Origin of the sequence: Saliniferula longa, assembly GCF_050789285.1 — a bacterium.
In the GTDB taxonomy this organism is placed as follows: Bacteria; Pseudomonadota; Alphaproteobacteria; order Rhodobacterales; family Rhodobacteraceae; genus CAVPWP01.
In genome coordinates, this window is record NZ_JBOUVX010000002.1 from 1,040,761 (window position 1) to 1,058,590 (window position 17,830).

The 17,830-nt window shown below is 68.3% G+C and carries 22 protein-coding genes; 15 read left to right on the forward strand and 7 right to left on the reverse strand.

Features of this window, described 5'->3' with window-relative positions; genetic code table 11:
- Positions 1-24: 24 nt before the first annotated feature.
- The 3 genes from ACRDNQ_RS11655 (at position 25) to ACRDNQ_RS11665 (ending at position 1,279) form a co-directional block, all read left to right on the forward strand.
- Positions 25-243 (forward strand): putative signal transducing protein, encoded by a 219-nt coding sequence (locus ACRDNQ_RS11655; RefSeq protein ID WP_431828814.1) that lies wholly within the window; start codon positions 25-27, stop codon positions 241-243.
- Complete coding sequence (locus ACRDNQ_RS11660) at positions 233-979, forward strand: tRNA1(Val) (adenine(37)-N6)-methyltransferase (protein WP_431828815.1); 747 nt, start codon at positions 233-235, stop codon at positions 977-979. Before ACRDNQ_RS11655 ends, ACRDNQ_RS11660 begins: the two co-directional genes overlap by 11 nt.
- A gap of 132 nt (positions 980-1,111) precedes the next feature.
- Complete coding sequence (locus tag ACRDNQ_RS11665; protein WP_431828816.1) at positions 1,112-1,279, forward strand: YdcH family protein; 168 nt, start codon at positions 1,112-1,114, stop codon at positions 1,277-1,279.
- A 133-nt stretch (positions 1,280-1,412) separates the two neighbouring features.
- Here the strand turns inward: ACRDNQ_RS11665 and phbB are convergent, their stop codons facing one another.
- The 3 genes from phbB to ACRDNQ_RS11680 form a co-directional block, all read right to left on the reverse strand.
- Complete coding sequence (phbB, locus tag ACRDNQ_RS11670) at positions 1,413-2,138, reverse strand: acetoacetyl-CoA reductase (RefSeq protein ID WP_431828817.1); 726 nt, start codon at positions 2,136-2,138, stop codon at positions 1,413-1,415.
- Between the two features lie 97 nt (positions 2,139-2,235).
- Positions 2,236-3,411 carry an acetyl-CoA C-acetyltransferase gene (locus ACRDNQ_RS11675; RefSeq protein WP_431828818.1) on the reverse strand — a complete coding sequence of 392 codons (1,176 nt, stop codon included), beginning with the start codon at positions 3,409-3,411 and terminating at the stop codon, positions 2,236-2,238.
- A 132-nt stretch (positions 3,412-3,543) separates the two neighbouring features.
- Positions 3,544-4,371 (reverse strand): EAL domain-containing protein, encoded by an 828-nt coding sequence (locus ACRDNQ_RS11680; protein ID WP_431828819.1) that lies wholly within the window; start codon positions 4,369-4,371, stop codon positions 3,544-3,546.
- An 83-nt stretch (positions 4,372-4,454) separates the two neighbouring features.
- On the opposite strand from ACRDNQ_RS11680, the gene ACRDNQ_RS11685 reads away from it, so the two are divergent.
- The gene (locus tag ACRDNQ_RS11685; protein WP_431828820.1) at positions 4,455-5,024 is read left to right on the forward strand and encodes a DNA-3-methyladenine glycosylase I; all 570 of its coding nucleotides are present in this window, start codon (positions 4,455-4,457) and stop codon (positions 5,022-5,024) included.
- Between the two features lie 159 nt (positions 5,025-5,183).
- A complete protein-coding gene (locus ACRDNQ_RS11690) occupies positions 5,184-5,417 on the forward strand; it encodes a glycine zipper 2TM domain-containing protein (protein WP_431828821.1) in 234 nt (77 codons plus the stop codon).
- A gap of 45 nt (positions 5,418-5,462) precedes the next feature.
- On the opposite strand, the gene ACRDNQ_RS11695 is transcribed toward ACRDNQ_RS11690, so the two are convergent.
- A complete protein-coding gene (locus ACRDNQ_RS11695) occupies positions 5,463-6,053 on the reverse strand; it encodes a TlpA disulfide reductase family protein (protein ID WP_431828822.1) in 591 nt (196 codons plus the stop codon).
- Positions 6,054-6,078: 25 nt separating this feature from the next.
- Here ACRDNQ_RS11695 and argH point away from each other — a divergent pair, with 25 nt between their 5' ends.
- The 6 genes from argH to ACRDNQ_RS11725 are packed head-to-tail and all read left to right on the forward strand — an operon-like array spanning position 6,079 to position 12,156.
- Positions 6,079-7,467 (forward strand): argininosuccinate lyase, encoded by a 1,389-nt coding sequence (gene argH / locus ACRDNQ_RS11700; protein WP_431828823.1) that lies wholly within the window; start codon positions 6,079-6,081, stop codon positions 7,465-7,467.
- The gene (locus ACRDNQ_RS11705; RefSeq protein ID WP_431828824.1) at positions 7,464-7,760 is read left to right on the forward strand and encodes a hypothetical protein; all 297 of its coding nucleotides are present in this window, start codon (positions 7,464-7,466) and stop codon (positions 7,758-7,760) included. The genes argH and ACRDNQ_RS11705 overlap by 4 nt, the downstream gene beginning before the upstream one ends.
- A gap of 11 nt (positions 7,761-7,771) precedes the next feature.
- Positions 7,772-7,924: an argininosuccinate lyase gene (locus ACRDNQ_RS11710; protein ID WP_431828825.1), complete on the forward strand. Its 153-nt coding sequence runs from the start codon at positions 7,772-7,774 to the stop codon at positions 7,922-7,924.
- Positions 7,924-8,241, forward strand: coding sequence for a DUF2834 domain-containing protein (locus ACRDNQ_RS11715; RefSeq protein ID WP_431828826.1), 318 nt, complete (start codon positions 7,924-7,926; stop codon positions 8,239-8,241). The genes ACRDNQ_RS11710 and ACRDNQ_RS11715 overlap by 1 nt, the downstream gene beginning before the upstream one ends.
- Positions 8,241-9,506, forward strand: a complete 1,266-nt coding sequence (lysA, locus tag ACRDNQ_RS11720) for a diaminopimelate decarboxylase (RefSeq protein ID WP_431828827.1) — start codon at positions 8,241-8,243, stop codon at positions 9,504-9,506. The genes ACRDNQ_RS11715 and lysA overlap by 1 nt, the downstream gene beginning before the upstream one ends.
- A 37-nt stretch (positions 9,507-9,543) precedes the next feature.
- Positions 9,544-12,156, forward strand: coding sequence for a TIGR02302 family protein (locus tag ACRDNQ_RS11725; protein ID WP_431828828.1), 2,613 nt, complete (start codon positions 9,544-9,546; stop codon positions 12,154-12,156).
- 6 nt (positions 12,157-12,162) lie between these two features.
- On the opposite strand, the gene ACRDNQ_RS11730 is transcribed toward ACRDNQ_RS11725, so the two are convergent.
- On the reverse strand, positions 12,163-13,188 hold the full coding sequence (locus ACRDNQ_RS11730) for a zinc-ribbon domain-containing protein (RefSeq protein WP_431828829.1): 1,026 nt from the start codon (positions 13,186-13,188) through the stop codon (positions 12,163-12,165).
- A gap of 171 nt (positions 13,189-13,359) precedes the next feature.
- On the opposite strand from ACRDNQ_RS11730, the gene ACRDNQ_RS11735 reads away from it, so the two are divergent.
- The 4 genes from ACRDNQ_RS11735 to ACRDNQ_RS11750 are packed head-to-tail and all read left to right on the forward strand — an operon-like array spanning position 13,360 to position 16,281.
- Positions 13,360-14,037 (forward strand): cell division ATP-binding protein FtsE, encoded by a 678-nt coding sequence (locus tag ACRDNQ_RS11735; protein ID WP_431828830.1) that lies wholly within the window; start codon positions 13,360-13,362, stop codon positions 14,035-14,037.
- Complete coding sequence (locus ACRDNQ_RS11740; protein ID WP_431828831.1) at positions 14,034-14,936, forward strand: cell division protein FtsX; 903 nt, start codon at positions 14,034-14,036, stop codon at positions 14,934-14,936. Before ACRDNQ_RS11735 ends, ACRDNQ_RS11740 begins: the two co-directional genes overlap by 4 nt.
- 15 nt (positions 14,937-14,951) lie before the next feature.
- The gene (locus tag ACRDNQ_RS11745; RefSeq protein ID WP_431828832.1) at positions 14,952-15,689 is read left to right on the forward strand and encodes a lysophospholipid acyltransferase family protein; all 738 of its coding nucleotides are present in this window, start codon (positions 14,952-14,954) and stop codon (positions 15,687-15,689) included.
- Entirely contained in the window at positions 15,676-16,281 is a 606-nt protein-coding gene (locus tag ACRDNQ_RS11750; RefSeq protein ID WP_431828833.1) for an MSMEG_1061 family FMN-dependent PPOX-type flavoprotein, read from the forward strand. The genes ACRDNQ_RS11745 and ACRDNQ_RS11750 overlap by 14 nt, the downstream gene beginning before the upstream one ends.
- A 6-nt stretch (positions 16,282-16,287) precedes the next feature.
- On the opposite strand, the gene ACRDNQ_RS11755 is transcribed toward ACRDNQ_RS11750, so the two are convergent.
- Both ACRDNQ_RS11755 and ACRDNQ_RS11760 read right to left on the reverse strand, forming a co-directional pair.
- A complete protein-coding gene (locus ACRDNQ_RS11755) occupies positions 16,288-16,770 on the reverse strand; it encodes a CIA30 family protein (protein ID WP_431828834.1) in 483 nt (160 codons plus the stop codon).
- A gap of 83 nt (positions 16,771-16,853) precedes the next feature.
- Positions 16,854-17,816: an acetyl-CoA carboxylase carboxyltransferase subunit alpha gene (locus tag ACRDNQ_RS11760; RefSeq protein ID WP_431828835.1), complete on the reverse strand. Its 963-nt coding sequence runs from the start codon at positions 17,814-17,816 to the stop codon at positions 16,854-16,856.
- Positions 17,817-17,830 lie beyond the last annotated feature (14 nt).

Below are 17,830 nucleotides of genomic sequence, written 5' to 3' on the forward strand. Positions count from 1 at the left end.
CGGTCTGCCCTTATCTCGACCGGCATGAAAGAGCTATTGCGCACCAATGACCCTACGGTAATCGCCTTTGCCGTCGCCATTCTTGAGGGCGAAGGTATAGGATGCTTTCAGATGGACGTCCATATGAGCGTCCTCGAGGGGTCGATCGGTGTACTGCCCCGCAGGCTGATGGTGGCCGACCGCGATCTTTTCCAGGCTCGCGCCATTCTGCGTGATGTCGACCTTCTGCCAGATGACCGATGACACGGGACCGACCCGGGATGCCTTTTTGGGCGGGCGGCTCGGCATCTTCCAGCCCCGCCGGGGCTATCGTGCGGGCGCGGATGCGGTCTTTCTTGCAGCCGCCGTTCCCGCCACATCCGGCGAACGGGTGCTCGAGCTTGGCTGCGGGGTGGGCGTGGCCGCGCTTTGCCTTGCCGCGCGGGTCCCGGGTGTCATCCTCACCGGGGTCGAGCGGGACCCGGAGGCTGCCGAACTTGCCCGGCGCAACACCGAAGAGAACGCCCTTCCGCTGCGCGTGATCGAGGCCGACGTCGCACGGCTGCCCGCGGCGCTGCGGGGCGAGGTCTTCGACCATGTGATGATGAATCCGCCCTTCTTCACCGCGGGAACCCGCCCTGACCTCGCCACGCGTGCCGGCGCGCGGCACGAGGAAACGCCGCTTGACGTCTGGCTGGAGTGCGCGGTGCGCCGGTTGCGGCCCGGCGGCCTTCTGACCGTGATTCAAAGCGCCAACCGCGTCCCCGACCTTGTGCGCGGCCTCGACGGGCGGATGGGAAGCCTTCGCCTTCGCCCGCTATCGGGGCGGGCGGACCGGCCCGCCGGGCGCGTTCTGCTTGCGGCGCGCAAGGGCGGGCGCGCCCCCTTCGTCCTGCTTCCTCCCTTCGTCCTGCATGAAGGCGCGGCCCATGCCGGCGATGGCGAAAGCTACTCGGCGCCGGCCCGCGCCATCCTGCGTGACGCCGCGGCCCTTGAGTGAGGCGCGCGCCTTAAGGCTATCGTAAGACTTCGGCGGGAGGCTGCCGGTCGCAGGGGTCGTGCGCGTCCCGGATGACACGACTCGCTTTTTGTGATGCAGTTGTCACATTGGACAAACGAGAGGAGACCACGGATGAGTCTGACGTCGCATCTTCAGGAACTGCGGAAGAAGCACCAGCAACTCTCGGATCAGGTCGAGGCCGCGCAACGCAGCCCGGCCACGGATGATCTTCACATCACCCAGATGAAGAAAGAGAAACTGCGTCTCAAGGAAGAGATCACGCGCCTCGGCAGCGCTTGAGGCAGACCTGACGCGGATCCCCGGGAAAGCGATCTTGCCCGGGACGCGAGCCAGACAAAGGCCCCGGCGCGCAGAGCTCGCCGGGGCTGCTTGAGGGAATTGCGGCCAGAAGCGCCGCTTTCCTGCGGCGGACCTAGACGAAGAACTGGCCGCCGTTGGCCGAAACGGTCGAGCCGGTGATGAACCCTGCCTCGTCCGAGGCAAGGAAGACGACGATCCGCGCGATCTCTTCGGGTTCGCCAAGGCGGCCGACGGGGATTTGCGGGATGATGCGTTCGGTCAGCACCTTCTCGTCGATCGCCTTGACCATCTCGGTGGCGATGTAGCCGGGGCAGATCGCGTTGACGGTGATGCCCGCGCGCGCGCCTTCCTGCGCCAGCGCCTTGGTGAAGCCCAGGTCGCCCGCTTTCGCGGCCGAATAGTTGGCCTGACCGGCCTGACCCTTCTGGCCGTTGATCGACGAGATGTTGATCACGCGGCCGAACTTGCGGTCGCGCATGCCGCCCCAGACCTGGTGGGTCATGTTGAACAGGCCCGTCAGGTTGGTGTCGATGACTTCCTTCCACATCTGCGGCGTCATCTTGTGGAACATGGCGTCGCGGGTGATGCCGGCATTGTTCACAAGCACGTCCACCGGGCCGAGGTCGGCCGCGATCCGTGCGATGCCGGCGCCGCAGGCCTCGTAGTCGCCGACGTCGAACTTGTAGGTCCGGATCCCGGTTTCCTTGGTGAACTTCGCCGCGGCCTCGTCATTGCCGGCGTAGGTGGCGGCGACCGCGTACCCGGCCTCCTTCAGTGCGGACGAGATCGCCGCACCGATGCCGCGCGACCCCCCCGTGACCAGTGCAACACGTCCCATCATCTCCTCCGACGTTTCTTGATTGTGCAATTATCGTAGCCGCTGGAAAATCACCGCGCAACAAAGTTGCGCGGTGGCCCCCCGATTTCCTGACGGGTTACGGCCGCTCGACGCACATGGCGACGCCCATGCCGCCGCCGATGCAAAGCGTGGCCAGCCCCTTCTTCGCGCCGCGCCGCTTCATCTCGAAGAGAAGCGTGTTCAGCACGCGCGCGCCCGATGCGCCGATCGGGTGGCCGATGGCGATGGCGCCGCCGTTGACGTTCACGATCGCCGGGTCCCAGCCCATGTCCTTGTTCACCGCGCAGGCCTGCGCTGCGAAGGCCTCATTCGCCTCGACGAGATCGAGGTCGCTCGCCTTCCAGCCGGCCTTCTCAAGCGCCTTGCGGCTGGCGTGGATCGGGCCGACGCCCATGATCGCCGGGTCAAGGCCGGCCGTGGCGTAGGACGCGATGCGGGCCAGAGGCTCGATACCGCGCCGCTCGGCCTCGTCGGCGGTCATCAGCAGGACGCCCGCGGCGCCGTCGTTGAGGCCCGAGGCGTTCGCCGCGGTCACAGTGCCGTCCTTGGTGAAGGCGGGCTTCAGCTTCTGCATGGCCTCGATCGTCGCGCCATGGCGGATGTATTCGTCCTGGTCCACCACGATGTCGCCCTTCCGGGTCTGGATGGTGAAGGCCACGATCTCGTCGGCGAACCGGCCGGCCTTCTGCGCGGCCTCGGCCTTGTTCTGGCTGGCCACGGCGAAGGTGTCCTGTTCGTCGCGGCTGATCTGCCACTTCTCGGCGACGTTCTCGGCGGTCTGGCCCATGTGATAGCCGTTGAAGGCATCCCAGAGGCCGTCCTTGATCATCGAGTCGATGAACTTCATGTCGCCCATCTTGTGGCCGGCGCGCAGGTGCGCGACGTGGGGCGACAGGCTCATGTTCTCCTGTCCGCCGGCCGCGACGATGGCGGCGTCGCCAAGCATGATGTGCTGGGCGCCCAGCGCCACGGCGCGCAGGCCCGAGCCGCAGACCTGGTTGATGCTCCAGGCGGCGCTTTCCTGCGGAAGCCCCGCGTTGATGTGGGCCTGCCGGGCGGGGTTCTGGCCTTGCCCCGCGGTCAGGACCTGGCCCAGGATCGTCTCGCTGACGTCGCCCTTGTCGATGCCCGCGCGTTCGACGACGGCGGCCAGCACGGCGGCGCCAAGGTCATGCGCGGGGGTCGAGGCGAAGGCCCCGTTGAAGCTGCCCACGGCAGTGCGCGCGGCCGAGGCGATGACGATGTTGGTCATGAAGAAGGCTCCTTACCCGAATTCCCTTGGTGCGGCCGGGATGATGCGACCGGCGGCACCATGGCACACCGGTCCGGCCGGGTCACAGGGGTTCTAGGCAGACTGCGCCGCCTTCGCAACAGGCACGATGTCTCAGCCGGTCCTGCGGCGCGGGGCGCACGCGACGAAGGTCGGCCGACGCGCGGGCACCCCGAAGTGATAGCCCTGCAGGCAATCCACCCCCGCCGCTGTCAGCCAGGCCGCGTCTTCCGCCGTCTCGACCGATTCGGCGACCGTCAGCATCCCGAAGTGCCGCGCGATCGACAGCAACGCCTGCGTCATCACCCGGTTGTCGCCGTTCGTGGCGATCCCGCGGATGAACTGGCCATCGATCTTGAGGATGTCGAAATACATATCGCGCAGGTGGCGGAACGAGGTGAACCCGGCGCCGAAATCGTCGATCGCGAACGAGATGCCGCGTACCTGAAGATCGGCCATGAAGGCCTGCACGACATCGGGCATCACCATGGCAGAGGCTTCGGTGATTTCGAGGATCAGCCGCTCGCCGACGGTCGGATCGGCGCGCAGCCCCTCGTCCAGCGCGCGCTGCCAGCGCGCGAACCCGATCGAGCGTGCCGAAAGGTTGATCGCAAGCCGCAGCGTCGGCGTGGCCTTCAGCGCGGCGATTCCCATCTCGAGCGCGAGGCAGTCGATCATCCGGCCGACCGGATGCATCTCGACCGCGCCGATGAACTCGCGCGCGGGGATCACGCGACCGGTGTCGTCCAGGATGCGGATCAGACCTTCGTAGAAGGCGGGGCGGTCAGGGCGCGCGGCCAGCACCACGGGCTGGAAGGCCAGCATCGCGTTGCGCCCAGTCACGGCGGCTTCGACCATGCGCAGCGTGTCGCGATCGCGGGCGCCGATGGCGGCGGAAAGCGGGCTGTCGGCCCCATCGGCGATCAGGACTTCGGCGGACATGCGCACCCCTTGCGGCGAACGGCGTTCGCATGGACTGTGGCGGGGCAAGGGTTGAGATGGGATTAACCCGGGGGAGGCAAGCGATGGGTGAACGCTGCGGCTGGTGCGGGACCGATCCGCTTTACGTGGCCTATCACGACACCGAATGGGGCGTTCCCGAACGCGATCCCCGCGCGCTGTGGGAAAAGCTGGTTCTCGACGGCTTCCAGGCGGGCCTGTCCTGGATCACCATCCTGCGCAAGCGCGACCACTTCCGCGCGGCCTTCGCGGGCTTCGATCCCCAGGTGATCGCGGGCTGGGGCGAAGCCGAGGTCGCCCGCCTTCTGGCCGATCCCGGCATCGTGCGCCACCGCGGAAAGATCGAGGCTACCATCGGCAATGCGCAGGCGTACCTGACGATCGCCGAGGGGCAGGGCTTCGACCAGTTCCTGTGGCGATACGTCGACGGCGTGCCGGTGCAGAACCGCTTTGCGACGATGTCCGAGGTCCCGGCCGAGACGCCCCTGTCGCGCCGCATCTCGAAGGATCTGAAGATTGCCGGCTTTAGGTTCTGCGGCCCGACGATCGTCTATGCGGTCCTGCAGGCGACAGGAGTTGTGAACGACCACCTTGTCGGATGTCCGCGGCATTCCGAGGTCGCCGGGCTGGGCTAGCCGGTGGCCAGGTCCGATATCCCCTTGCCGGCAAGGTTTTGCCGATCTCCGGGGGGTCATGTCATTGCATGTCGCATGCATGCTATTGCCTATCAGGGACGGGCGTGCATGATTCAGCCGACCGATCAAAGGGTCGAACGCAATCAAAGGCAGTATGGCATGAAACGGATCAAAATCATCTTCGTGGCGGCGACGGGACTCGCCCTTCTTGCGGCCTGTCAGGCCACCACGCCGCAGCAGCAGAACGCCAACTGTGCCGTCGGCACGATCGGTGGCGCGGCGCTGGGCGGCATCCTGGGCAACCAGGTCGGTGGCGGCACCGGCAACGACATCGCGACCGTCGCGGGCGCCGCGGCGGGCGGCCTTGCGGGTTCGGCCGCGGCCTGCCAGTAACCGGGTCGCGAATAGGGATGGGGCGCTCTTCGGAGCGCCCTTTCTTCAGGGTGCGTCGCTGCCCACAAGGGCTGGCGCTGACTTGCCGTCGATAAGCGCGGCGACAATTGCCTTGGCGCTGTCGCTGTCCCATTCCGCGTCCCCGATCAGCCGGGCGATCTCGCGCCCCTCGGGATCGAGAACCACGGTGATCGGCAGGCCCAGAACCCCCATGTCGCGCGCAAGCCCCGATTTCGGGTCAAGCAGGATGGGAAGGTTCGTCACCCCTGTCTCTTCGAAGAACTTGCGGATGCCGGTCAGCGAATTGCGCCCCGTGGCGATGGTCACGACCTCGAAAGCGTCGCCGCCGAACTCGGCCTGAAGCCGGTCGAGCCCCGGCATTTCCTTCCGGCAGGGGGCGCACCAGGTCGCCCAGAAGTTCACCACCACATGCTTGCCCTGCCAGTCGGCCAGCGTGAATTCCGCCCCCGAGGCGTCGGCGAAGGCCACCTGCGACACCGCTTGCGGTTCGGGATGGAAGATCAGCTTCTGCATGTCGCCGTCGCGCAACGCGGCCAGCGCGGAAGGGTCGGCCATCGCCGCATTTGCACCGAGGGCAAGGGCCGTATAAAGGACGGCGGACTTCAAGGCCTTCATGGATCCCTCCGGAACGACGACGATCATGACCAGCACCTCGAATGCCATGTGGGGCGGACGCTTCGCCGACGGACCCGACGCGATCATGGAGGCGATCAACGCCTCGATCGGGTTCGACCGTCGGCTGGCCCGGCAGGACATCGAAGGCAGCCGCGCCCACGCCGCGATGCTGGCGGCGCAGGGCATCCTTTCCACTAAAGACGCCGAAGCCATCCGGGAAGGCCTGCTCACGGTCTTGTCAGAGATTGAAACGGGCGCATTCGCGTTCTCGACCGCGCTCGAGGACATTCACATGAACGTCGAGGCGCGGCTGAAGGCGATCATCGGCGAACCCGCGGGGCGGCTTCACACCGCGCGGTCGCGGAACGACCAGGTGGCCACCGATTTCCGACTTTGGGTGCGCGATCAGTGCGACGCCGCGATGGAGGGGCTGACCGCGCTGCAGCTTGCGCTTCTCGATCAGGCCGAGTCCGGGGCCGACTGGGTGATGCCGGGCTTCACCCATCTGCAGACGGCCCAGCCGGTGACCTGGGGCCACCACATGATGGCCTATGTCGAGATGCTGTCCCGCGATATCGGCCGCTTCGCCGATGCGCGTGCCCGGATGAACGAATGCCCCCTTGGCGCGGCCGCGCTGGCGGGCACGTCCTTTCCGATCGACCGCCACGCCACCGCCGATGCGCTGGGCTTCGACCGGCCCATGGCCAATTCCCTCGATGCCGTCAGCGACCGCGACTTCGCGCTCGAGTATCTGTCGGCCGCCACGATCTGCGCCATGCACCTGTCGCGCTTCGCCGAAGAACTGGTGATCTGGTCCTCGGCCCAGTTCCGCTTCGTGCGCCTCAGCGACCGGTTCACCACCGGCTCGTCGATCATGCCGCAAAAGAAGAACCCCGACGCGGCCGAACTGATCCGGGCCAAGATCGGGCGCATCCTGGGCGCGACCGTGGGGCTGTTCACGGTCATGAAGGGGCTGCCGCTGGCCTATTCGAAGGACATGCAGGAAGACAAGGAACAGGTCTTCGACGCGGCCGACAGCCTGATGCTGGCGATCGCAGCGATGGAGGGCATGGTCCGCGACATGACGGCGAACCGCGACAGTCTGCGCGCGGCCGCCGCCTCGGGGTTTTCCACGGCGACCGATCTGGCCGACTGGCTGGTGCGGGCGCTGGGACTGCCCTTCCGCGAGGCCCATCATGTGACCGGCAGCCTTGTCGCGCTGGCCGAGGCGAAGGGATGCGACCTGCCCGAACTGTCACTGGCCGAGATGCAGGGCGTCCATTCCGGCATCACCGACGCGGTCTTCGGCGTGCTCGGGGTGGACAACTCCGTGGCAAGCCGCACCTCGTATGGCGGGACCGCGCCGGACCAGGTTCGTGCGCAGGTCGCCCGATGGAGAGAGATCCTGGCATGAGGCGCGCGGTCGTCCTTCTGGTCATGGTCGCGGGGCTTCTGTCGGCCTGCGCGCCGGCCCGCCCGACCGCGGGCGTGGCCGTGGGGCCCGACGGCGCGACGGGTGCCGTCGGCGTGAACTCGGGCCGCGTGAGCGGTGGCGTGACCACGGGCGGCGATGCCTATGTCGCAGCGGACGTGGTTCAGACCGACAACATGGCCGTCAGCGTGGGCACCGGCGGGGTCGGCGTCGCGGTCGGCAGCGGTCCCGTGCGGGTTGGCATCGGAACAGGTGGATGGGGACTTCGACTATGACACGGATCGTGATGGCACTGCTTCTTCTTGCGTCGCTCGCCGCCTGCGGCGCGGACGGCGCCCCCGTTCCGCCGCCCTCGTCCCCGAGTCCCTCGACCCCGGGTCCCTCGACCGGCGTGAGCGTGGGGGGTGACGCGCGGATCGGCGTGGTCGGGGGGCTGTGATGTCGCCCCTGCGCCTCGTCTATCTCGCGCTGGCGGTCTGGGGGGCGATCCACCCCATGGCCTACTTCCTGCGCTGGTTCGGCGAGAACGGCTGGTCGCTGGCCGGCATGATCGAGGCCTGGCACGTCAACGATGCCACGAGTGGCCTTGTCTGGGACCTGACCATCGCCGCCACCGCGCTGACGGTCTGGATCCTGGCCGAGGTCTGGGCGCGCAAGAACTGGATCGCGCTGATCGCGATTCCGGCGACCTTCGGCATCGGGGTCAGCTGCGGCCTGCCGCTGTACCTGTTCCTGCGCACGGCCCGGGTCAGGTAATGGACCACTTCCTGTACCGCGACGGCATCCTGCATGCCGAAGACGTGCCCCTGCCCGAGATCGCGGCGGCGGTCGGCACGCCGGTCTATGTCTATTCGGTGGCCACGCTGACCCGGCATTTCCGTCTGTTCGACGAGGCGCTTCAGGGGATGGATCACCTTGTCTGCTATGCGATGAAGGCGAATTCCAATCTTGCCGTCGTGCGCCTCATGGCCGATCTCGGGGCAGGCGTGGACGTGGTGTCGGCGGGCGAATACCTCAAGGCGCGGGCGGCCGGGATGCCGGCGGACCGGATCGTGTTTTCGGGCGTCGGCAAGACGCGCGCCGAAATGCGCATCGCGCTTGAAGGCGGCATCCGCCAGTTCAACGTGGAAAGCGAGCCCGAGCTTCACGCCCTGTCCGAAGTGGCGACCGAGCTTGGCAGGACCGCGCCGATCACCATCCGGGTCAATCCCGACGTCGACGCCAAGACCCACGAGAAGATCGCGACCGGCAAGGCCGAGAACAAGTTCGGCATCCCCATCGCCCGCGCGCGCGGGGTCTATGCGCTGGCCGCGTCGCTGCCGGGCATCGAGGTTGTGGGGATCGACGTGCACATCGGCAGCCAGCTGACCGAGCTCGAGCCGTTCGAGATCGCCTATGGCAAGGTGGCCGAACTGACCCGGGCCCTGCGCGCCGACGGGCACGACATCCGCCGGCTCGACCTGGGTGGCGGTCTTGGCATCCCATACGAGCGCACCAACACCGCACCGCCGCTGCCGATCGAATACGGCGACATGGTGCGCCGGGTGCTGGGTGATCTGGGCTGCGAGATCGAGATCGAGCCCGGCCGCCTGATCGCCGGAAACGCGGGTGTGCTGCTGAGTGAGGTCATCTACGTCAAGCAGGGCGAGGACCGGCAGTTCCTGATCGTCGACGCGGCGATGAACGACCTGATCCGCCCGTCGATGTATGCCGCCCACCACGACATCGTGCCGGTGGTCCAGCCCGAACCGGGGCAAGAGCCCGCGCGCTATGACGTTGTGGGTCCGGTCTGCGAAACCGGCGACACCTTCGCCAAGGGGCGCGAGATCGCGCCGCTGGCCCAGGGCGACCTGGTGGCGTTCCGGTCGGCCGGCGCCTACGGCGCGGTGATGGCGTCCGAATACAACACCCGCCCCCTCGTCCCCGAGGTTCTGGTCAGTGGGCATCAATTCGCCGTCATAAGACCGCGCCCGACCTTTGACGATCTCGTGAAACGGGATACCATTCCGGCGTGGCTCTAACCGCGGCATCCTTCGCGACGGGCCCTGGCGCGGACGCATGAAGGACGACTTGTCCCTATCACCCGAGGCGGAACGCCGCCTCAGATGGCCGCTCAGGCTGACTCACGCCGGACTCGTCGCCGAGCGCGCGACGCGCGCGTTCTGGCCCTTCGTGACCATTGTCCTTGCTGTCCTCGCGACGCTCATGCTGGGCGTGCAGGATTACGCCGCGCTCGAGGTCGTCTGGGCCGGGGCGGTCGCAAGCGTGCTGGGCGCCGTCGTCGCGCTGGTCCTGGGCCTGCGGCGGTTCCGCTTGCCGGGCCGCGGGGACGCGCTGGCGCGGCTTGACGCAAGCCTTCCGGGTCGCCCGATCACCGCCATCGCCGACACCCAGGCGATCGGCGCGGGCGATGCCGCGTCCGAGGCCGTCTGGTCGGCGCACGTCGCCCGCATGGCCGAGAAGGTGAAGGCCGCAAAGGCCGTCGAACCCGACCTGCGCCTTGCCGACCGCGACCCCTATGCGTTGCGTTACGTGGCGCTCGCGGCCTTCGTCATAGCGCTTCTTTTCGGGTCTGTCTGGCGCGTCGCCAGCGTGACAGACATGGCGCCTGGCGGTGGGCAGGCACTGGCCACAGGTCCGGCCTGGGAAGGCTGGATCGAGCCGCCGGCTCACACCGGCAAGCCCAGCCTTTACCTCAACGATATCGACGGGCGCACGCTTGAGGTGCCGGATGGCAGCCGCGTGACGATCCGCCTTTACGGCGAGATCGGCGCGCTTGCCCTGACCGAGACGGTCTCGGGGCGGACGGGCGAGGTGCCGCCCGCGACCGAGCCCGCGCAAAGCTTCGAGGTGACGCGCGGTGGCACGATCGCGATCGACGGGCCGGGCGGCCGGTCGTGGGAAATCGTGGTGACGCCCGACGCCCCGCCCGAGGTGGCGCTGGACGGCCCGGTGGAACGCGCCCCCACCGGCGAGATGCGCCAGCCCTTCCGCGCGGCAGACGACTATGGCGTGGTCTCGGGCCGGGCGACCATCGCGCTGGACCTGCCCTCGGTCGACCGGCGCCACGGCCTGACCATCGACCCCGAGCCGCGCGAGGCGATCGTCCTTGACCTGCCGATGACGATCACGGGCGACCGGACGGAATTCGTCGAGACCCTGATCGAGGACCTGTCCCAGCATCCCTGGGCGGGGCTGGCGGTGACCCTGACGCTCGAAGTGTCGGACGCCATCGGCCAGTCGGGCGTCTCGGCGCCCGAGGCGATGCTTCTGCCCGGCCGCCGGTTCTTCGAACCGCTTGCCGCGGCCGTCGTCGAACAGCGGCGCGATCTTCTGTGGAATCGGGCGAACGGACCACGCGTGGCGCAGATCCTGCGCACCGTCAGCCACCGACCCGACGACATCTTCCGCGACGAGGGCGCCTATCTGATGCTGCGCGCCGCGATCCGCAGGCTTGAAGGCGCGGTCGAGGACGGCGCCCTGACGGACGAGGTGCGGGCCGAGATCGCGCAGGTCCTGTGGGACGTCGCGGTCCTGATCGAGGAGGGCGACCTGGCCGACGCGCTGGAACGCCTGCGCCGTGCGCAGGACCAGCTGGCCGAGGCGATCGATAACGGCGCAACCGACGAAGAGATCGCCGAACTGATGCAGGAACTGCGCGACGCCATGCAGGACTACATGCGCCAGCTTGCCCAGCAGGGCCAGCAGGAGGGGCAGGACATGGCCCAGAACCCGCAGGACATGCAGGAAATCACCGGCGACCAGCTGGAACAGATGCTCCAGCGCCTGCAGGAACTGATGGAACAGGGCCGTATGGCCGAGGCGCAGCAGCTTCTCGACCAGCTGCGCCAGATGATGGAGAACATGCAGGTCACGCAGGGCGGGCAGGGCCAGGGTCAACAGGGTCCCGGCCAGCAGGCGATGGAGGGTCTGGCCGAGACCCTGCGCCAGCAGCAGGGCCTGTCGGACGAGACCTTCGGCGACCTTCAGGAGCAGTTCAGCCCGGGCCAGCCCGGACAGCAGGGCCAACAAGGACAGCAGGGCCAGCAGCCCGGCCAGCAACAGGGGACCGGGCAAGGCGAAGGTCTTGGCCAGGGCGAGGGCCAGGGCCAGGGCGGCGAGCAGTTCGGACAGAACGAGGGGCAGGGCGGCGGCTCGGGCGCCGGTCAGGACCCTCTGGGCAGCCTCGCCGACCGCCAGGAGGCACTGCGGCAGGAACTGGAACGCCAGCAGCAGGGCCTTCCGGGCGCCGGCACGCCCGAAGGCGACGCCGCCCGCGAGGCGCTTGGTCGCGCCGGCCGCGCGATGGATGACGCCGAAGAGTCGCTGCGGCAGGAGGATTTCGCAGGCGCCCTCGACGATCAGGCCGAGGCCATGGAGGCGCTTCGCGAGGGCATGCGCGAGTTGGGCGAGATGATGGCCCAGCAGCAACAGGAAGGCCAGCAGGGCGGCGAGGCCTTCGGACAGGCCAACCCGCTTGGCCAGCGTGACCCGTTGGGCCGAGATCCCGGCCAGAACGGCCGCATCGGGACCGACGAGCGGCTTCTTCAGGGCGAGGACGTCTATCGCCGCGCCGAAGAGCTTCTGGACGAGATCCGCCGCCGGTCGGGCGAGCAGGCCCGCCCCGAGGAGGAACGCGACTACCTGCGCCGGCTGCTGGAACGCTTCTAGGCGCGCCTACTCGACATCGCCGTCCGTTTCGCCTGCGGTCAGGTCGGACAGTGCCTGCGTCGTGCGGTCGAGGAACGCCTCGGCGCCGTCGCGTACCTGGTTCGCCGTCTCGACATAGCCGACCAGGGCGGGCTCGAGCGCTGGCACTTGCTGGCCGATCTGGGGCGCAAAGACATAGGCGATCACCAGAAGGGCGGCCAGAACGATCATCAGCGTGAAGCCCCAGCGGAAGCCGCTGCGCTGGCGTGCCTCGACGGCGACGGGGTCGGCGATCTCGGCTGCCTCGGGATGTTCCGAAGCCGGCCGCAAGGTCGAATTGATTTCCTCGATGTCGGGCAGAAGATCGCCGCGCGAACCGGGCGGCACGAGGTCATCCTCTTCGTCCGCGTCGGCCTCGTCGCCGCGCAGACGCGCGGCCTGGCCCCCCGTGCCAAGGCGATCGGTCGGCTCGGAAGCCTCGGTCAGGCCCAGTTCGGGCTGGGTTTCAAGCGCTTGCGCCTGTTCGGCCCGGCGCGCTTCGGTTTCGCGCCGTGCCTCCTCGCGCAGCATGTCGAGGATCGTCCCGTCGAGCTTCTCGGAGGGGCGGGGCGCATGGGGCGGCGGCGCAACGGGCGCCGCGGCGGCCACCGGCAGGGCCGGTTCCGACGCAGGTTCCTGGGCGGCTTCCTGGGCCGAGTCCGGGGAAGCGTCCCCATCGGCGTCGGGCTCGGCGAAGTCTTCGTAGGTCGCCTCGGTGTCGTCGCTGGCCGCTTCGTCATACGATGCGCCCGCGTCGCCCGCGACCGGGATCTCGTCCGAGCTCTCGGCGTCGTCCTCTGCGTCGGGCGATTCCTCGCCGCCTTCGGCCAACTCGTCGTCAGGTGCGGCTTCGGACGGCTCTGCCGGTTCCGGCTCGGCGGGAAGTTCGACGCCCTCGGGAAGCTGGAACCACGTGTGGCCGCAGGCCGAACATTGCACGTCCCGGCCGTCGTCCGGGATCATGCTGCCGTCGACTTCGTATTGCGCGCCGCAATTCGGGCATATCAGCCGCATCGTTGCCCCCTTTTTCCGGGCGGTCGGGCCACCCCGTTCATGCTCGATGCCAGATGTTGTAGCAAAGGGCGAAAAAAACTCAAACGCAAGCCGGTGCTGGCGTTGAACTGCGGCGGCGGCTGAGGCAAAACTGTCGCGCTGGGCGGGCGAAGAACAACGGAAGGGGCAGGCGTGATCGAGCTGACAGGCGTCGGGATGAGCTATGGCGGCGACCCGCTTCTGTCCGAGGTGACCCTTTCGCTGAAGCCCGGGTCGTTCCATTTCCTCACCGGGCCGTCGGGGGCGGGCAAGACCACCTTTCTCAAGCTTTGCTACCTTGAACTCATGCCGACCTCCGGCAAGGTGCAGGTCTTCGGGAAAGACGCCGCGACGATGGATCGCGACGCGATCGCGCGCACGCGCCAGCGCATCGGCATCGTCCACCAGGATTGCCGCTTTCTTGACCATCTGACGATCGCGCGGAACATCGCCCTGCCGCTCGTTGTGGCGGGCCGTGACGAAGAGGCCGAAGAGGGCAACCTCAGGGAACTTCTGTCCTGGGTCGGTCTGACCGGTCAAGCCGACGCCTTGCCGCCGCAGCTTTCGGGCGGCGAGCGTCAGCGCGCTGCCCTTGCGCGGGCGGTGATCATGTCGCCCGACGTGATCCTTGCCGATGAACCCACGGGCAACGTCGACTGGGAGATGTCGATGCGGCTTCTGTCGCTTCTGGTGGAACTCAACCGCATGGGAAAGACGGTTGTCGTCGCGACCCATGACATGAACCTGATCCGTCAGGCCAAGTCGCAGGTCTCGGTGCGCGTGCTGAGGATCCGTGACCGGCAGGTGCAGCTCGCGGGGGCCGACCTGTGAGCGCGGCCGACCGCCTGCGCGCCCTTGTCGCGGGGGATGCGCGCAGCGACAGCGTCGTGCCGCCCACGGGGTTCACCGCCTGGCTCACGGTCTTTACCTCGGGCGCGATGGCGCTGCTGGCGGTTTTCGCGCTGGCCCTGTCCTTCGCCACGGGCCGGCTGGCGGACCGCTGGGAAGGCGAACTGGCGCAAAGCGCCACGATCCGCATCTCGGCCCCGGCGGGTCAGGTCGCGGCCCAGACCGAGGCCGCGCTGCGCGTGCTTGAACAGACGCCCGGCGTCCGATCCGCACGGGCGCTGACCGCCGACGAGCAGGCGGCGCTTCTTGCGCCCTGGTTCGGACCCGGCATTCAGCTGTCTGACCTTCCGGTACCGCAACTGATCGAGCTGCGCGAGACAGCCGAGGGCTTCGACCCGCAGGGCCTGCGCCTGCGCCTGTCGGCCGAGGTGCCGGGCGCCGTGCTTGACGACCATTCGCGCTGGCGTCGGCCGCTGGTCGAGGCGGCCGAGCGGCTGCGCACGCTGGGGTATCTGTCGATCGGATTGATCACGGCGGCGACGGCCGCGATGATCACCCTTGCGGCGGGCGCGTCGCTGTCGGCCAACGCCCAGGTCATCGGTGTCTTGCGGCTGATCGGCGCGCGCGACGTCTTCATCGCCCGCGCCTTCGTGCGCCGCTTCACGTTGCGCGCGGCGCTTGGTGCCTTGATCGGCACCGCCTTCGCCATGGCCGCCATCGCCGTTCTGCCGGCCCCCGCGCCCGAGGCGAGCTTTCTGACCGGGCTGGGCTTTCAGGGGGCCGAATGGCTCTGGCCGCTTCTGGTGCCGCCGCTTGCCGCGGCCGTCGCCTTCCTTGCCACCCGCACCGCCGCCCTTCGGCGGCTGCGCGACACCACCTGAGGGAAGGCGCGCACGATGCAGTGGATCCGGTCGCTGGTCTTCAACATCTCGATGTATGTGGCGATGCTGATCCTCGCGATCGTCTTCTTTCCCTTCGCGCTGTTCAGCCGCAACGCGGCGTTCCTGGCCTGCCACACCTATTGCCGCTATGTGATCTGGACGGCGCGCTGGATGGTGGGGCTTCGCTCCGAGGTGCGCGGCACGCCCCCCACGGGCGAGGTCATGGTCGCCGCCAAGCACCAGTCCTTCCTCGACATCCTTCTGATCTTCCACGCGATCCCGCGCGGCAAGTTCATCATGAAGCGCGAGCTTCTCTTTGCGCCGCTCATTGGTCAGTACGCCTGGCGGATCGGCTGCGTGCCCGTCGATCGCGGGCGGCGCGGCCAGGCCATTGCCAAGATGCTGAGCGATGTCGCGGCGGGACTGCAAAGCCCGGGGCAACTGGTGATCTATCCCCAGGGCACCCGCGTGCCGCCGGGCGAGGCGCGGCCCTACAAGATCGGGACCGCCCTGCTTTACCAGGAGCTGGGCCAGCCCTGCGTGCCGGTCGCCACCAATGTCGGCGTGTTCTGGCCGAAGCGCGCGATCCTGCGAAAGCCCGGCCTTGCGGTCGTCGAGTTCCTCGACCCGATCGCACCGGGGCTGCGCAAGGACCAGTTCATGGACCGCATGTCCGGGGCGATCGAACGCCGGTCGAACGCGCTGATGGCCGAAGCGGGATTCACGGACGAGGTGCGCGATGGAGTGGATTGAGACGCCCGAGGGACTTGCCGCGCTCTACGGCGCGCCGAAACCCACGTCGCTTGGCAAGGTCGTCCCGGTCCTTACCCCCGCTTATCGCCGCTGGATCGAGGCCTCGCGCTTCGCGGTCCTGTCGACCATCGGCCCCGAAGGCACCGACGCAAGCCCACGCGGCTACGACGGCCCCGTCGTGCGGGTGGACGACCCCCGGACGCTGGTCCTGCCGGACTGGCGCGGCAACGACCGGATCGATTCGCTGCGCAACATCGTGGCGGATGGCCGGGTGTCGCTCATGTTCTTCGTGCCCGGGTCCACGAACGTCGTTCGGGTGAACGGCACCGCGCGCGTGACCGCGGACGCCGGGCTGCTTGCCAGTTTCGGGCGGGGCGGCGCGCTGCCGCGCAGCGCCGTCGTGGTCCGCGTGGCAGAGGTCTATTTCCAGTGCGCCCGGGCGATCCTTCGGGCCGGCCTGTGGTCGGGCCGCGACGACAGTCCGGGCCTTCCCACGGCGGGCGATTTCCTGCGCGAGGCGACGGACGGCGGCATCGACGGTGCGGCCTACGATGCCGAATGGGCTGCCCGGGCTGCCGCGTCGATGTGGTAGATTGGATCAGGGCGCGCCGGACACCGGCCCCAGCGCGGCGACGGACAGGTCGGCCACATGGTCGCGCCCATAGGCCACCACCGCCACCGATCGTACCAGATCGGGCGAGATGGCAAGGGGCATCATTCGCCCGGACGGCTGGAAATCGGCAATCGGGATCGTCACCTCGGCCCAGTCCGGCCCGGTCTCGAACCCGGCCTGGTAGTATTGCCAGGGCAGGGGCGTCAGGAACGTTCGGAGATGGACGAAGTAGCGCTCGCCATTGCCGCGGACCCTCAGCCGCAGCCCGGTCGTGCCCTCCGGCAGCCCCTGGTCGACGTAGGTCCGCGCCTGGATGAAACCGCCGCGGTTCGCGGTCGAGACGGTGCCTGTCAGTCTCAGGATGCCGTCTTCGGTCGAGGCGCGTCCTTCCGAGACGCCGCCCATCACGGTGTCGCCCAGATAGATCCAGTCGACATCGCCCGCCGGGGTCATGACGTCAACCTCCATGGCATGGGCCCTTCGCACAGACAGCCCCAGGGGCGCGACTGCCAGCGCGCCAATCCCCGCAAGGATGGCCCGCCGTCCGGTCGTCACGCTGCAAGTCCCTTGGCGCCCATCTGAAGGTACTTCGCGCGGCGGTCGCGGACCAGCTTTTCCCGGCTCTTGCCGTCAAGGCCTGCGACCATCTCCTCGAGGGCCTTGCCGACGCTCTGGATCGTGGCCTTCGGGTCGCGCTGGGCGCCGCCGAGGGGTTCGGTGATGATGCGGTCGATCACGCCAAGCTGGCGCAGGTCCTGCGCCGTCAGGCGCAGCGCTTCGGCCGCCTCGCGCATCTTTTCGGCATCCTTCCACAGGATCGATGCGCAGCCTTCCGGCGAGATCACCGAATAGACCGAATGTTCAAGCATCGCGACACGGTCGGCCGTGGCGAAGGCGACCGCCCCGCCCGAACCGCCTTCGCCGATGATGACCGAAACCAGAGGCACGCCGATCGTCAGGCACTTTTCGGTCGAGCGCGCGATGGCCTCGGACTGGCCGCGCTCTTCCGCGCCCTTGCCGGGATAGGCCCCGGGCGTATCGACCAGCGTAACCACCGGAAGTCCGAAGCGGTCGGCCATGTCCATCAGCCGGATCGCCTTGCGATAGCCCTCGGGGCGCGCCATGCCGAAGTTCCGTTCGATCCGGCTGTTGGTGTCGTTGCCCTTTTCGTGGCCGATGACCATCACAGGGCGGTCGTTCAGCCGGGCGAGCCCGCCCATCACCGCGTGGTCGTCGGCGAAGTTGCGGTCGCCGGCCAGGGGCGTGAACTCGGTAAACAGCGCGTCGATGTAATCCTTGCAGTGCGGCCGGTCGGGGTGGCGCGCGACCTGCGTCTTCCGCCAGGGCGAGAGATCCTTGTAAAGGTCGCGGAGCATCGTCGCGGCCTTCTTGTCGAGGGCAGCGGCCTCCTTCTCGACGTCCATCTTCTCGTTGGCGCGCGCCATCGCGCGCAGCTCTTCCGCCTTGCCTTCGATTTCGGCCAGCGGTTTTTCGAATTCGAGGTAGGTCTTCATGCCCGGTTCCGTCT